We start from the raw sequence: 13,912 nt of genomic DNA, 5'->3' as shown, positions 1-13,912 counted from the left end.
GATCGTTCATTCTTCGGCAAAACACCGCGCCAGAAATTCCACCACCGCCCGTACCGCCGGAAGCTGCCCGCGCCGATGCGGCATCACGACCGACGTCATCACGTGGCCGGCGGTCCAGTCCGGCAGCACGCGCACGATGTCGCCGCGCTGCAGGGCCGCGCGGCAGACCGACAAGGGCAGGCATGCAATGCCGAGGCCGGCCGCAGCCGCGCTGAGCAGCGCGGTCGATTCGTTGGCGGTCATGCGTGGACGCGGGGTAGCGATGACCGTCTCGCCGTCACGGCTCAGTCGCCAGCTCGTCGCCAGCGGGCGGGTCAGCAGCCCGTCATGGCCGGCCAGCGCCGCGGGCGTCTGCAGCGGGTCGGCGGCGGCGAGATAGCGCGGCGAGGCGACCAGGATGATCGGCTCGGTCGACAGCAGCCGCTGCACCAGTTCGGAATCGGGCAGCGGCGCGAAGTGGCTGCGGATCGCGAGGTCGTAGCCCTCCTGGGCGACATCGACGAAGCGGTCCGACACGTCCAGCTGGAGATGCAGCTTCGGGTAGGCGAGGGCCAGTTCGGGCAGGCGCGGCGCCAAGGTTTGCTGCGCGACCGGTACCGAGGTCGTCAGGCGCACCGTGCCGCTCGGCTCGGCGGCGCGCTGGCGCACCACGTCGTGCGCGGCCTCGGCCTCGATCAGCGCGGCGCGGGCGTGCTCGTGGAAGGCTCGGCCGACGTCCGTCAGCGCGAAGCTGCGCGAGTTGCGGTGGATCAGCCGCGCGCCCAGCCGCTGTTCGAGTTCGGCGACGCGCTTGCTCAGCGTCGACTTCGGGATGCCGAGCTGGCGGGAGGCCGCGGCAAAGCCGCCGTGTTCGACGGCGGCGACGAACAGCGAGAGGTCATTCAGGTTGAGCATGGGAGTCCGCAGCAGCGCATCAAAGTCCATATATATGGACGTTGCGTTGAATTTTTGCCGACTACCGCTTCAATGTCCACAAATCTATAGTCTCTCCATCGACCCGATGCCCGGGTCCTTCACTCGGAGAAACAACATGACCCCCATCCTCTTCTATGGCGTTCCGTCGGGATGCTCGTTCGGTTCGATCGTCGCGCTCGAATGGCTGGGCCAGCCGTATCGGCTGTCCCGCATCGAGATGCCGGAGGTGGTGACCAGCGAGGCCTTCCGCCGCATCAACCCGGTGGGCGAGACGCCGGCGTTGGCCACCGATGCCGGCGCAATCGTGACAGAAAGCATGGCGATCATGAACTGGATCGGCGCGCGCGGCATCGACAGCGCGCTCGGCTTTGCCCAGGGCACACCGGAATTCGACCGGCTCAACCAGATGCTGGCCTACCTGAACACGACCTTCTTCAACGCCTTCGTGCCGCTGTGGCATCTATACGAGCACGCCAGCGACGACACCACCAAGGCGGTGCTGCGCGAGTTCGGGCGGGTGAAGGTGGAGAAGGCGCATGCGCAGCTGAACGCGATGCTGGGCGATCGCCGCTGGCTGCTGGGCGACCGGCGCACGGTGGCCGACGCGTACTTCGCCGGGATTGCGCGCTGGACCGACTACCACGGCGTCGTAAACCGCGCGGACTACCCGAACCTGGATCGGCTCTATCGGCAGCTGCAGGAGGATCCGGCCGTGCGCTTCGCGCATGGGATCGAGGCGCAGGCCGAGGTGAAATCGGCCGGCGGCTTCGCCGGCCATGTGGAACTGGAGCAGGCTTGGGCAGAGACGCTGGCCGCGCGCCAGCAGCGGCTGGCGGCTTGAAGCTTGAGGCTGAGGCTTGAAGCTTGAGGCTGAGGCTTGAGGCTGAGAACTGAGACTGAGACTGAGACTGAGGCTGAGGCTGAGGCTTGAGGCTTGAGGCTTGAGGCTTGAGGCTTGAGGCTTGAGGCCGAGGCTGAGGCTGAGGCTGAGGCTTGAGGCAGCGGCTTGAGGCTTGAGGCTTGATGCTGAGGCTGAGCCGAGGCTTGTGGTGCGGCCGGCGGCGATGTCGCCGGCCATCCCCGCAGTACCTTGGTGTTCGCTTACTCGTCGTCGCTGTACAGCACGCGGCCGACCACGCCGGCGGCGATCGCACCGACGATCGGCGCAACCCAGAACAGCCACAGCTGATGCAGCGCCATGCCGCCCACCATCAGCGCCGGGCCGGTCGAGCGGGCCGGGTTGACCGAGGTGTTCGACACCGGGATCGTGACCAGGTGGATCAGCGTCAGGCACAGGCCGATCGCGAGCGGCGCCAGCGCGCCGTGCGCGCGTTGCGCGGTCGCGCCCAGGATGATGAGCACGAAGAAGAAGGTGGCCAGCACCTCGGTGGCGAACACCGGCATCATGCCGAAGCCGGACGGCGAGCCGGCGTCGAAGCCGTTGGCGGCCAGGCCGCTGACGGTCACGTCGAAGCCGGGCTTGGCGTCCATCAGCTGCAGCAGCGCCAGCGCGGCGAGCGCGCCGCCGATCACCTGCGCCACGATATAGACCGGCGCTTCCTTCCACGGGAAGCGCCCCGCGGTGGCGAGGCCAACCGTCACGGCCGGGTTCAGATGGCATCCCGACACCGGACCCACCGCATAAGCCATGGTCAGCACGGTCAGGCCGAAGGCCAGCGAGACACCGGCAAAGCCGATGCCCAGGTGCGGAAATGCGGCCGCGAGCACGGCCGAGCCGCAGCCGCCGAAGACGAGCCAGAACGTGCCGAAGGCTTCGGCAAGGGGGCGCTTGAAGTGCATGGATCCTTCTCCCGATTGTTTTGAGGCGCGCCGCACGGACACGCGAGGGCGACGTCCGAAAGGTCGCAGCGTGCGGGAGGATTCTAGGTGCCGGTTACGGCGATGTCATGACTCAGGGCGCACTCTTTGCAGTCGTTCACAATTGGCCGGATGAGTGAGACAGGCTTGAACCCAACGTGAATGCTCTCGTGCCAGCCGATGTCTCGAATGCGGGCTGTCAGCAACGGCGCTGGTGGGAGGCGGCTTTCGAGTGGAATGCGTCATGCTTCCTCAGGCTCGAAGCAGGGCTGCACCTTCGTCCGGCATGCCGCGAATGCGGCCGCCGACAGCGCCCCGTCGAAAGGGTCGCAATGCGTCAGCAAGCAGGCTGCGGCCGGACAAAGCGAGCGGACAACGCGGTCGATATCCTGCTTGCGTTGTGCCAAGTCGGGGAGGTGGGCCACGCGTTCCCAATGGGACACCCGATTGCGCAGTGTTCGTAGCGGTTGCAAGAGAGCACTGATTGCGTTGCGTTGTCGCAGGTGCCGCGGCGCATGCGGGAAGATGGCTCTCAGCAGATCTGGTTGGGCGCGCCAGTAGGCCTCGTAGTACCCCGCAAACAAGCCCGCCCAGAACCCCATTGTCAGTTCGGCAACTAATCGATCTGGTGTTTCGGTCTTTTGTGCCTTGTGAAGGGTTGTGCGCGCGACCGCAATCTGGCCGATCTGCTTGTACCCGAGCCACTCCGCCGTGTCGTACCACGTCGCGGTGCCGTATTTCGCCGAAAAGGCGCTGTGGATATTGTTGCGAAGCGCCACCTCCAGCACGTGCAAAGCCGGAGACAAGCGCATCGCGACATCCATGTTGTGTGCATAGCGCGTGGCGATGTCGAGTTTCGAAGGGGCCGGTTCGCCATCGTGGTAGGCGTGCAATCGAGCCACCGAGAAGGTACGCTGAAGCGCCGGGTAGAAGCCTTGCATGGGGATTCCGTCCTGCTATACTCGCCGAGTAATCCCCGGCAAGGTCTTCTCCTGGCCACGACCCGCGCAAGCGGGGTGCCAAACAGTCAGTGCTCAGACTCCGGGGCTGGGATTGGAAAAGGGCGCCTAATAAGCGCCCTTTTCGCTTTGTGCGTGCCGTTAGGCACAAAGACTGATCTTAGCTTCGGGACGCCGACGTTACATCCGCTTCTTGCTTGCAAAGCAGTGGGGCTTGTTGCATTCCAATAGTGTGGCGACGAAATCGAACGCGGTTTGTGGGCCGGCTCGATTGGGTTCTCGCTGTTGCCGGCCCGCCCCGCATCGCAGCATGACAACGCATCGACCGACGCCGAGGATTTCGGTCGGGGTTGTCCGCTTGCGAGCGATTCGGACGTCGCGATGTTTCCGCTGCGAGAACCGCATGTACAAAGTCTATTGGACCACCTACGACGCCGACGGCGTGCCTGCCGCGCATGCCGAGGACTACGGCCCGGATCAGCTTGCCGCCGTGCTGGCGCGTTGCGAGGCGCTGCGGGCGCGGCAGCGCGCCGGTGAGCCGGTCGGCTTTGTGACGATGGTGTCGGAGAATCCGTATAGCGTCGGGCATCCAGGGGCGGCCGATGTCGGGCCCGGCTATGCCTGGTACAAGCGGCGGCCGCCGCCGCGCTAGGGCAACGGGAGGATGCCGAGGCTTGCGCCTGACTACTGCACCGCCTCGATGTCCCCCATCCACGGGCCGAGCTCGCGCCGCAAGGTCGACAGGTCGATCGGCTTGCCCAGCACGCGCGCACCGGCGATCGGCTCCTGCAGGTCCGCGCCGGCGCCATAGCCGGTCATCAGCACCACATCGATATGCGGCTGCTGGGCGCGCAGCGCTACCGCCAGCGCGTCGCCGGCCATGCCCGGCAGCGTGATATCGGTCAGCAGCACGTCGAAGCGCCGGGCGTCGGCCAGTTGCAGCGCTTCCTCCGCCGAAGCTGCCGCGGCGCAGTCCAGGCCGAAGCCGAGCAGTACTTCCTGCAGTGCCTCGCGCGACGGGACGTCGTCCTCCACCAGCAATACGGTGGCGGCCACGCCATCGCGCCGGGGCTGCGGCAACTGCACAGGCGCCGGCTCGCTCTTGCGCCGATGGGCGTCCAGCACGGCGCGGACCGCGCGGGCCAGATCGTCGCGCCGGTAGGGTTTGTTCAGCAGCGTCACCCCGTGGTCGAGCCTGCCCAGGTGAAAGATCTCGTCGCGGGTATAGCCGGAGGCGAACAGCACCGGAATCGGCGGCCGGCGCTGCGCCGCCCGGCGCGCCAGTTCGCCGCCCTTGATGGTGCCGGGCATGATCACGTCGGTGAACAGCAGGTCGATGCCGATGCCGCTGTCGATCAGCGACCAGGCGGCGTCGCCGTTCGGCGCGATGCGCACGCGATAGCCGAGCTGGGCCAGCATCTCGACCGCGGTGATGCGCACGTCGGGATCGTCCTCGACCACCAGGATGGTCTCGCCGCCGCCGATCGGCGCCGGCTCCTGCTCCGCGGTCTCGGGCGTTTCTGCCTCGACGCAGCGAGGGAAGAACATCTGCACCGTGGTGCCGCGGCCGACGGTGCTCTGGATCGCGATATGGCCGCCGCTCTGCTTGACGAAGCCGAACACCATGCTCAGGCCCAGGCCGGTGCCGTGGCCGTCGGCCTTGGTGGTGAAGAAGGGCTCGAAGGCGTGCTCCAGCACGTCGGCGGTCATGCCGGTACCGGTGTCGGCCACGCGAAAGACCACGTAGTCGCCGTCCGGCCGTTCGGGCGCGTTGGTGGTCCAGGTGTCGGCGTCGGAGGATGGCATGCCGTCGAGCACGATATTGGCGGCCGAGATGGTCAGCGTGCCGCCGCCGCGCATCGCGTCGCGGCCGTTGATGGCCAGGTTCAGCAGCGCGTTCTCGAGCTGGTTGCGGTCCGCCTTGATGTTCCACAGGTCGTCGGGCGTCTGCGTCTCGACCTTGATCGCCTCGCCCAGCGCCCGATGCAGGATCTCGGCCATGCCGCCGATCAGCCGGCCGGGATTGACCACCGCCGGCGACAGCGGCTGGCGGCGCGCGAAGGCCAGCAGGTGCGAGGCCAGCTTGGCGCCGCGGCGCACCGCGTTGGCGGCCGTCGCGATGCGGCCCTGCGCGATCGGGTTGTCGCCGGCTTCGGTGGCGAGCATCTGCAGGTTGCCGCTGATGACCTGCAGCACGTTGTTGAAGTCATGCGCGATGCCGCCGGTCAGGTTGCCGATCGCCTCCATCTTCTGCGCCTGCCGCAGCTGGCCCTCGGCCAGCGCGCGCGCCGCGATCGCGTCGGCGACGCGCTTTTCCAGCGTCTCGGTCAGCTGCCGCAGCGCCTGCTCGGCGAGCTTTCGCTCGTCGATGTCGATCAGCACGCCGGGAAAGCGGTAGGGCTCGCCATGCGAGTCGAACTCGCACTGGCCGTTGGCCTGGACCCACAGATAGCTGTCGTGGGCGCGCCGGATCCGGTATTCGGCGCGGAACGGCGCGCCGGTGCGGATGGCCTCGTCGGTCAGGCGGGCCAGTTCCTCGATGTCGTCCGGATGGATCACCGCGTTGATGATCGTGCGCGGCACGCCTTGCACAGCCTGGGCCAGTCCGACCGAGAAGGTGCGGGCGAAGCGCTCGTCCCCGGTCAGGGTATCGGAGGCGATGTCCCAGACCCAGGTGCCCAGCACCGCGCCGGTATTGAGCGCCAGCTGCAGCCGTTCGTTGGCCTGCTGCAGCGCCGTCTCGGCTTCCTGCCGCCAACGCTCGGTCAGCACGCGCTCGGTGGTCTCGACCACCACCGCCAGCACGCCGGAGGGGGCGCCGTCGTCGTTGGCCACCGGGCTGTAGTAGAGGTCCATCCAGACCTCTTCGGGACGTCCGTTGCGCAGCAGCACCAGTTCCTTGTCGCGGAAGGACAGCGTGCCGCCGGCCAGGCAGGTCTGCATCACGTGGCGGTTGAAGTCGGCCACCTCGGGCCACCCCAGTTCGACCGGGCAGCCCAGCAGATACGGATGCCGGCCGCCTGCGAAGACGGCGTAGGCATCGTTGTAGATCATGTAGCCCGGCCGGCCCCACAACATCACCATCGGCACCGGCGAGGCCAGCAGCAGCCGGACCGCGGCGGCCAGGCTGGGCGGCCAGCGGTCGATCGGGCCCAGCTCGGTGGTGGACCAGTCGAACGCGCGGATGCGTTCGGCCATTTCGCCGTGCCAGCCGGAACAGTCGTGATGTTCTGCCAGGAATGGCATGGTGTGAAGCGAGAGTGGCGACAGGGAGATTGTGCTGGCGCAGAAGGCGTTTGCCAATGCCGGCGCCCCGGGGAGGGCGGCTCCGCGGACCCACCCCTATATATAGAGAGGCCGGAGCCGCGGAGGCGCATCGTCGCGAGCGCGCTGTCTAGCGGCGGTCGAGCGCGCAGTCGAGCGGAGGGTGGAGCGGACGGTCGCGCAGGCGATCAAGCGGACCGCGCCGCCCCGTCACTGCGCTCCGGCCACGACCGGCTGAGAAGGATGGGCGCGGCGGCCGGAGCCGCCGCGCCGGTCTCGGTGGCCGAGGCTCAGTCGCGCGTTTCGAGCGCGCGGTTGATGCGCAGCGCCAGCATCGTGCACGCGACGCCGGACAGCAGGTAGATGCTGACCGCGACCAGGCCGAACTTGACCGACAGGCCGAGCGCGACCAGCGGAGCAAACGCGGCGCCGAACAGCCAGGCGAAGTCCGAGGTCAGCGCCGCGCCGGTATAGCGGAAGCGCCGTTCGAAGTTCGAGGTCACGGTGCCGGACGCCTGGCCATACGACAGGCCGAGCAGCAGGAAGCCGATCAGGATGAACAGGTCCTGCGCCGCCTCGCCGCCGCCGAGCAGCATCGGCGTGAACAGGCTGAACACGCCGATCAGCGTCGCCAGCAGGCCCAGCGTGGTGCGCCGGCCGATGCGGTCGGCGATCCAGCCCGACAGGATGGTGCCGACGATGCCGACCAGCGCGCCGGCGATCTGCACCTTCAGCACGCTGTTGACACTTTGCGTCGCCTGCAGCGCCAGCCAGGACAGCGGGAACACCGTCACCAGGTGGAACAGCGCGTAGCTGGCCAGTGCGGCGAAGGCGCCGATGAAGATGTTGTAGCCCTGGCCGCGCACCATCTCACGGGTGCTGATCGGCTCGAGCTCGCCTTCCTCCAGCAGCCGGGTGTATTCCTCGGTCACTACCAGGCGCAGCCGGGCGAACAGCGCGACTACGTTGATGGCGAAGGCCACGTAGAACGGATAGCGCCAGCCCCACTCGAGGAAGTCGTCCGCCGCCAGGTTGGCGTGCAGGTACAGGAACAGCCCGCTGGCGACCAGGAAGCCGATCGGCGCGCCCAGCTGGCCCAGCATCGCGTACCAGCCGCGCCGGTCCGGCGGCGCGTTCAGCGCCAGCAGCGACGGCAGGCCGTCCCAGGAACCGCCGAAGGCCACGCCCTGCAGGAAGCGAAACACCGCCAGCATCACGATCGCGTTCTCGCCCAGCGAGGCATAGCCGGGCAGGAAGGCGATGCCGACGGTCGAACAGCCCAGCAGGAACAGCGCGGCGGTCAGCTTGACGCCGCGGCCCCAGCGCCGCTGGATCGCCATGAACAGCGCGGTGCCCAGCGGGCGCCCGAAAAAGGCGATCGCAAAGATGGTGAAGGCGTAGAGCGTCCCTTCCAGCCGCCCGACGAACGGGAAGAACACCGACGGAAAGACCAGCACCGAGGCGATGCCGTAGACGAAGAAGTCGAAGTACTCGGAGGCCCGGCCAATGACGACGCCGGTGGCGATCTCGCCCGGCGCGACCGGCGAATGCGATCGGTCGTCGCTGGCGGGAAGTGAAGGGAAAGGCGCTTGCGAATCGTGCGTGATACTCGACATGCTTCCTCGCTAAATCAGATAGCGCTACGCCGGACGGACGCGCCCGCCAGGCGCCGCGACCATTGGGACAAAATGTCCAATTCTCCGCGCTTGCCGAATAGAGTACATTTCGCTCCGGTTGTAACAGCTGCGTCCGTCGCACCCGAAGCATTCGTAGTACCAGTCTCCCCCAAGACGGCTACGCTATTTCCTCTGCCGGCAATGCCCCTCATTAATACCATTCGCGGGTTGATTTTGCTGCCCGCCATTACCCTATTGACAGGTTGTAATGCTGTGTTGTTGTCTCCTTCGGGTGACATTGCGGTACAGCAACGTAACCTAATATACATCTCCACGGCGCTGATGCTGCTGATCATCGTCCCGGTGATCGCGCTGACGCTGTTCTTCGCCTGGCGGTATCGGGCGTCGAACAAGGACGCCCCCTACTCGCCCGACTGGGACCATTCCACGGTGCTGGAACTGGTGATCTGGTCGGCGCCGCTGCTGATCATCATCGCGCTGGGCGCGATCACCTGGGTCAGCACCCATGCGCTGGACCCGTACCGGCCGCTGGAGCGGATCGACGCCAAGCGTTCGCTGCCGACCAACGTCAAGCCATTGACGGTGGAAGTCGTGGCGCTGGACTGGAAGTGGCTGTTCTTCTATCCGGAGCACGGCATCGCCACCGTCAATGAAATGGCGGCGCCGGTCGACCGTCCGATCCAGTTCAAGATCACCGCCTCGACCGTCATGAACTCGTTCTTCGTGCCGGCGCTGGCAGGGCAGATCTACGCGATGCCGGGCATGGAGACCAAGCTGCATGCGGTCATCAACAAGCCTGGCGAATACGAGGGCCTGTCGGCCAACTACAGCGGCGCGGGCTTCTCCGGCATGCGCTTCAAGTTCCACGGCCTGGACGAGCAGGGCTTCGAGCAATGGATCGCCAAGGCCAAGGCCAGCGGCCAGACCCTGACCCGCGAGGACTACCTGAAGCTGGAACAGCCGAGCGAACGCGAGCCGGTGCGCTACTACGCCAGCGTCGACAAGGGCCTGTACGACAAGATCCTGAACCGCTGCGTCGAAGCGAACCGGATGTGCATGAACGAAATGATGGCGATCGACGAGCAGGGCGGCCAGGGCAAGCCCGGCGCCTTCAACGTCGCCACGCTCGACCCCGCCACGCGCGCACGCCTTGGCCTGCAGGATGCGCCGGTGCGCAGCTATGTCGGCGGCATGTGCACGGTCGCCGATCCGGACGGCTCCGGTGCCTTCGGCCCGGCGGCGTCCACCTTTGCGCCGGCCGGCGAATCCGCCGCCGTGACGCTTCCCCAGCTACCCCTCACACAACGCGCTGTAGCCGGCGTTGACCAGCATGCTTGACAGTTTCGACCTCACCAAGCTCATTTTCGGCCGTCTCTCCTGGGAGGCGATTCCGCTGCACGAGCCCATCCTGATCGCCACCTTCGCGGCGGTCGTGCTCGGCGGGCTGACGCTCGTCGGCGCGCTGACCTATTTCCGCGCCTGGGGCTACCTGTGGCACGAGTGGTTCACCAGCATCGATCACAAGAAGATCGGCATCATGTACATGGTGCTCGGCCTGGTGATGCTGCTGCGCGGCTTTGCCGACGCGATCATGATGCGTCTGCAGCAGGCGATCGCCTTCGGCGACAACATGGGCTACCTGCCGCCGCATCACTACGACCAGATCTTCACCGCCCACGGCGTGATCATGATCTTCTTCGTGGCGATGCCGCTGGTCACGGGCCTGATGAACTACGTGGTGCCGCTGCAGATCGGCGCGCGCGACGTGGCCTTCCCGTTCCTGAACAACTTCAGCTTCTGGATGACCACCGCCGGCGCCGTGCTGGTGATGGTGTCGCTGTTCGTCGGCGAATTCGCCAAGACGGGCTGGCTGGCCTATCCGCCGCTGTCGGGCATCCTGCAGAGTCCTGACGTGGGGGTGGATTACTACATCTGGGCCTTGCAGATAGCGGGCATCGGTACCTTGCTGTCAGGCGTCAACCTGCTGGTGACCATCGTCAAGATGCGCGCCCCGGGCATGACCATGATGAAGATGCCGGTCTTCACCTGGACCTCGCTGTGCACCAACGTGCTGATCGTCGCCGCCTTCCCGGTGCTGACGGCCGTGCTCGCGCTGCTGTCGCTGGATCGCTACGTCGGCACCAACTTCTTCACGAACGACTTCGGCGGCAACCCGATGATGTACGTGAACCTGATCTGGATCTGGGGCCACCCCGAGGTGTACATCCTGATCCTGCCGGCGTTCGGCATCTTCTCGGAAGTGGTGTCGACCTTCTGCCGCAAGCGCCTGTTCGGCTATGCGTCGATGGTCTACGCGACGGTCGTGATCACGGTGCTGTCGTACCTGGTCTGGCTGCACCACTTCTTCACGATGGGTTCGGGTGCCAGCGTCAACTCGTTCTTCGGCATCACGACGATGATCATCTCGATCCCGACTGGGGCGAAGATCTTCAACTGGCTGTTCACGATGTACCGCGGCCGCATCCGCTTCGAAGTGCCGATGCTGTGGACCGTGGGCTTCATGGTCACCTTCGTGATCGGTGGCATGACCGGCGTGCTGCTCGCCGTGCCGCCCGCCGACTTCGTGCTGCATAACAGCCTGTTCCTGATCGCCCACTTCCACAACGTGATCATCGGTGGCGTGCTGTTCGGCCTGTTCGCCGGCATCAACTACTGGTTCCCGAAGGCGTTCGGCTTCAAGCTCGACGATTTCTGGGGCAAGGTCTCGTTCTGGTTCTGGCTGGTCGGCTTCTATGCCGCGTTCATGCCGCTGTACGTGCTGGGCCTGATGGGCGTGACCCGCCGCGTCAGCCACTTCACCGATCCGTCGCTGCAGATCTGGTTCCAGGTCGCCGCCGTCGGTGCGTTCCTGATCGCGATCGGCATCGCCGCCTTCGTGATCCAGCTGGTGGTCAGCTTCAGGCGCCGTGCCCAGCTGCGCGACGTGACCGGCGATCCGTGGGATGGCCGCACGCTTGAATGGTCGACCTCGTCGCCGCCGCCCGCGTACAACTTCGCGTTCACGCCCGTCGTGCACGACAACGACGCCTGGTGGCAGATGAAGGACCGCGGCTACGAGCGTCCGCAGAAGGGCTTCCTGCCGATCCACATGCCGAAGAACACCGGTGCGGGCATCATCCTCGCCGGCCTGTCGACGGTGCTGGGCTTTGCGCTGATCTGGCATATGTGGCTGCCGGCCGCCGTCGCGTTCGTCGCCCTGCTGGCGGTCGCGATCGGCCACACCTTCAACTACCAGCGTGACTACTACATCCCGGCGGAGCACGTCGTCCGCACCGAGGAAGAACGCACCCGCCTGCTTGCACAACATGCTTGACACCATCGCAACCCAACCGGCCGGCGCCAGCGGCGCGCCGGTCCGCGGCGGCTCCAACGAGCTGCGCTTCTACCTGCCGACCGAGCATCACCCGCAGAACGGGACGATGCTGGGCTTCTGGCTGTACCTGATGAGCGACTGCCTCATCTTCGCCTGCCTGTTCGCCGTGCACGGCGTGCTGGGCCGCAGCTATGCGGCCGGCCCGTCGGGCGCCGACCTGTTCGACCTGCCGCTGGTGGCGCTGAACACGTCGATGCTGCTGCTGTCGTCGATCACCTACGGCTTCGCGATGCTGGAGATGCAGCGCAACAAGCTCAAGGGCACGATGGTGTGGCTGGCCATCACCGGCCTGCTGGGCGCGGCCTTCGTCGGCCTGGAACTGTACGAGTTCTCGCACCTGATCCACGAAGGCGCGGTGCCGCAGCGCAGCGCGTTCCTGTCGTCGTTCTTCACGCTGGTCGGCACCCACGGCCTGCACGTGACCTTCGGCATCATCTGGCTGATCACGCTGATGTTCCAGCTGAACAAGCACGGCCTGATCGCGGCCAACAAGCGCCGCCTGATGTGCCTGTCGCTGTTCTGGCACTTTCTGGATGTGGTCTGGATCGGCGTGTTTACCTTCGTCTATCTGATGGGAGTGATGGTATGAGCGCCCACGACTATTCGTTCTCGAACCTGGCCGACCAGGGCGGCCACGGCCATCACGGCGATCACGGCCATGGCCACGACGATCACCACGATCACGACGACGGCGCCGCGCATGGCACCCTGAAGAGCTATGTGATCGGCTTCGTGCTGTCGGTGATCCTGACGGCGATCCCGTTCTGGCTGGTGATGGGCAAGGTCATCGACAACCAGAACACCACCGCCCTGGTGATTCTCGGCTTCGCCGCCGTGCAGATCGTGGTCCACATGATCTACTTCCTGCACATGAACACCAAGTCGGAAGGTGGCTGGAACATGCTGGCGCTGATCTTCACGATCGTGCTGGTCGTCATCACGCTGGCCGGCTCGCTCTGGGTCATGTATCACATGAACACGAATATGATGCCGGTGATGACGCACGACATGAAGTCGATGCCTTGACCACGCCTCGTCCCGCAAACCACAGCCCGGATCGCAAGCCCGTTCCCCGCAGCCCGGCCGCCCTCGCGGTGCTGGCGCTGCTGGCGGTACTGGCTTTCGCCGGGCTGTTTGCATTGGGCACCTGGCAGGTCGAGCGCCGCGCCTGGAAGCTCGACCTGATCGAACGCGTCGAGTCGCGCGTGCATGCGCCGCCGGTGGATGCGCCGGCGCCCGAGCGCTGGCCGCTGGTCAGCGCCGCGGCCGACGAATACCGGCATGTGCGCGTGACCGGCACCTTCCTGCACGATCGCGAGACGCTGGTGCAGGCCACCACCGCGTTCGGCGGCGGCTTCTGGGTGATGACGCCGATGCGCATGCGCGACGGCACCGTCGTGCTGATCAACCGCGGCTTCGTGCCGCCCGAATTCCGCTCGCGCGAGAGCCGCGCCAAGGACGAGCCGTCCGGCGAGACCACGGTCACCGGCCTGCTGCGCATCAGCCAGACCGGCGGCGGCTTCCTGCGCCGCAACGATCCGGCCGCCGATCGGTGGTATTCGCGCGATGTGCAGGCGATCGCCGCGGCGCGCGGGCTCGAACGGGTCGCGCCTTACTTCATCGATGCCGACGCCGGCCCGCAGGAGGCGTTCGGCGCGTCGGGCGCGCCGCGCCGCTGGCCGGTCGGCGGGCTGACCGTGGTGACTTTCCACAACAGCCATCTGGTCTACGCGCTGACCTGGTACGGGCTGGCGCTGATGGTGCTGGGCGCCGCCTGGTACGTCGGCCGCGAGGAACTTCGGCTGCGCCGCGGCCGATGAGGGACAATGCGGGGCATGCCGGTCCGCCGGGCTTGCCCCGCACGTCCGGCATGTCCGGCATGTCTGGCATGTCTGGCATGTCTGGCATGTACGGCGTGCCACGGC

At 66.5% G+C, this 13,912-nt stretch carries 12 protein-coding genes; 7 read left to right on the top strand and 5 right to left on the bottom strand.

All coding sequences use genetic code 11. From position 1 onward, the window contains the following. Positions 1-6: 6 nt before the first annotated feature. Positions 7-894, bottom strand: a complete 888-nt coding sequence (locus tag KZ686_RS18250) for a LysR substrate-binding domain-containing protein (protein ID WP_150082250.1) — start codon at positions 892-894, stop codon at positions 7-9. A 136-nt stretch (positions 895-1,030) separates the two neighbouring features. Here KZ686_RS18250 and KZ686_RS18245 point away from each other — a divergent pair, with 136 nt between their 5' ends. After that, complete coding sequence (locus KZ686_RS18245; RefSeq protein ID WP_265634713.1) at positions 1,031-1,756, top strand: glutathione S-transferase family protein; 726 nt, start codon at positions 1,031-1,033, stop codon at positions 1,754-1,756. A gap of 260 nt (positions 1,757-2,016) precedes the next feature. Here KZ686_RS18245 and aqpZ read toward each other — a convergent pair whose 3' ends face one another. Continuing rightward, positions 2,017-2,715, bottom strand: coding sequence for an aquaporin Z (gene aqpZ, locus KZ686_RS18240; RefSeq protein WP_053823523.1), 699 nt, complete (start codon positions 2,713-2,715; stop codon positions 2,017-2,019). Positions 2,716-2,975: 260 nt separating this feature from the next. Then, positions 2,976-3,674 carry a hypothetical protein gene (locus tag KZ686_RS18235; RefSeq protein ID WP_149319575.1) on the bottom strand — a complete coding sequence of 233 codons (699 nt, stop codon included), beginning with the start codon at positions 3,672-3,674 and terminating at the stop codon, positions 2,976-2,978. 421 nt (positions 3,675-4,095) lie between these two features. On the opposite strand from KZ686_RS18235, the gene KZ686_RS18230 reads away from it, so the two are divergent. Further along, positions 4,096-4,344: a hypothetical protein gene (locus tag KZ686_RS18230; RefSeq protein WP_265634710.1), complete on the top strand. Its 249-nt coding sequence runs from the start codon at positions 4,096-4,098 to the stop codon at positions 4,342-4,344. Between the two features lie 32 nt (positions 4,345-4,376). Here the strand turns inward: KZ686_RS18230 and KZ686_RS18225 are convergent, their stop codons facing one another. Both KZ686_RS18225 and KZ686_RS18220 read right to left on the bottom strand, forming a co-directional pair. After that, on the bottom strand, positions 4,377-6,938 hold the full coding sequence (locus KZ686_RS18225; protein ID WP_265634708.1) for a hybrid sensor histidine kinase/response regulator: 2,562 nt from the start codon (positions 6,936-6,938) through the stop codon (positions 4,377-4,379). A 308-nt stretch (positions 6,939-7,246) separates the two neighbouring features. Then, positions 7,247-8,572, bottom strand: a complete 1,326-nt coding sequence (locus KZ686_RS18220) for an MFS transporter (RefSeq protein ID WP_149319578.1) — start codon at positions 8,570-8,572, stop codon at positions 7,247-7,249. 201 nt (positions 8,573-8,773) lie between these two features. Between KZ686_RS18220 and cyoA the strand changes: the two genes are divergently transcribed. Genes cyoA through KZ686_RS18195 form a run of 5 tightly spaced genes read left to right on the top strand, consistent with a single transcriptional unit; the run spans position 8,774 to position 13,807 of the window. Beyond that, positions 8,774-9,931 (top strand): ubiquinol oxidase subunit II, encoded by a 1,158-nt coding sequence (gene cyoA, locus KZ686_RS18215; RefSeq protein ID WP_226109256.1) that lies wholly within the window; start codon positions 8,774-8,776, stop codon positions 9,929-9,931. After that, on the top strand, positions 9,924-11,927 hold the full coding sequence (gene cyoB, locus KZ686_RS18210) for a cytochrome o ubiquinol oxidase subunit I (protein WP_265634704.1): 2,004 nt from the start codon (positions 9,924-9,926) through the stop codon (positions 11,925-11,927). Before cyoA ends, cyoB begins: the two co-directional genes overlap by 8 nt. Next, complete coding sequence (gene cyoC, locus KZ686_RS18205; RefSeq protein WP_006577860.1) at positions 11,920-12,576, top strand: cytochrome o ubiquinol oxidase subunit III; 657 nt, start codon at positions 11,920-11,922, stop codon at positions 12,574-12,576. The genes cyoB and cyoC overlap by 8 nt, the downstream gene beginning before the upstream one ends. Then, entirely contained in the window at positions 12,573-13,013 is a 441-nt protein-coding gene (gene cyoD / locus KZ686_RS18200; RefSeq protein ID WP_149319580.1) for a cytochrome o ubiquinol oxidase subunit IV, read from the top strand. Before cyoC ends, cyoD begins: the two co-directional genes overlap by 4 nt. After that, the gene (locus tag KZ686_RS18195) at positions 13,010-13,807 is read left to right on the top strand and encodes an SURF1 family protein (protein ID WP_304524175.1); all 798 of its coding nucleotides are present in this window, start codon (positions 13,010-13,012) and stop codon (positions 13,805-13,807) included. Before cyoD ends, KZ686_RS18195 begins: the two co-directional genes overlap by 4 nt. The last annotated feature ends 105 nt before the right edge of the window (positions 13,808-13,912 follow it).

Origin of the sequence: Cupriavidus cauae (assembly GCF_026210475.1) — a bacterium.
Classification (GTDB): Bacteria; Pseudomonadota; Gammaproteobacteria; order Burkholderiales; family Burkholderiaceae; genus Cupriavidus; species Cupriavidus cauae.
This window is presented reverse-complemented; position numbering and strand designations above follow the sequence as displayed.

Bases quoted from the DNA above. Each gene is read 5' to 3' on its own strand.
- KZ686_RS18245 (WP_265634713.1), top strand. From the start codon at position 1,031: ATGACCCCCATCCTCTTCTATGGCGTTCCGTCGGGATGCTCGTTCGGT.
- KZ686_RS18230 (WP_265634710.1), top strand. From the start codon at position 4,096: ATGTACAAAGTCTATTGGACCACCTACGACGCCGACGGCGTGCCTGCC.
- cyoD (WP_149319580.1), top strand. From the start codon at position 12,573: ATGAGCGCCCACGACTATTCGTTCTCGAACCTGGCCGACCAGGGCGGC.
- KZ686_RS18225 (WP_265634708.1), bottom strand. From the start codon at position 6,938: ATGCCATTCCTGGCAGAACATCACGACTGTTCCGGCTGGCACGGCGAA.
- cyoA (WP_226109256.1), top strand. From the start codon at position 8,774: ATGCCCCTCATTAATACCATTCGCGGGTTGATTTTGCTGCCCGCCATT.
- cyoB (WP_265634704.1), top strand. From the start codon at position 9,924: ATGCTTGACAGTTTCGACCTCACCAAGCTCATTTTCGGCCGTCTCTCC.
- KZ686_RS18235 (WP_149319575.1), bottom strand. From the start codon at position 3,674: ATGCAAGGCTTCTACCCGGCGCTTCAGCGTACCTTCTCGGTGGCTCGA.
- aqpZ (WP_053823523.1), bottom strand. From the start codon at position 2,715: ATGCACTTCAAGCGCCCCCTTGCCGAAGCCTTCGGCACGTTCTGGCTC.
- KZ686_RS18250 (WP_150082250.1), bottom strand. From the start codon at position 894: ATGCTCAACCTGAATGACCTCTCGCTGTTCGTCGCCGCCGTCGAACAC.
- cyoC (WP_006577860.1), top strand. From the start codon at position 11,920: ATGCTTGACACCATCGCAACCCAACCGGCCGGCGCCAGCGGCGCGCCG.
- KZ686_RS18220 (WP_149319578.1), bottom strand. From the start codon at position 8,572: ATGTCGAGTATCACGCACGATTCGCAAGCGCCTTTCCCTTCACTTCCC.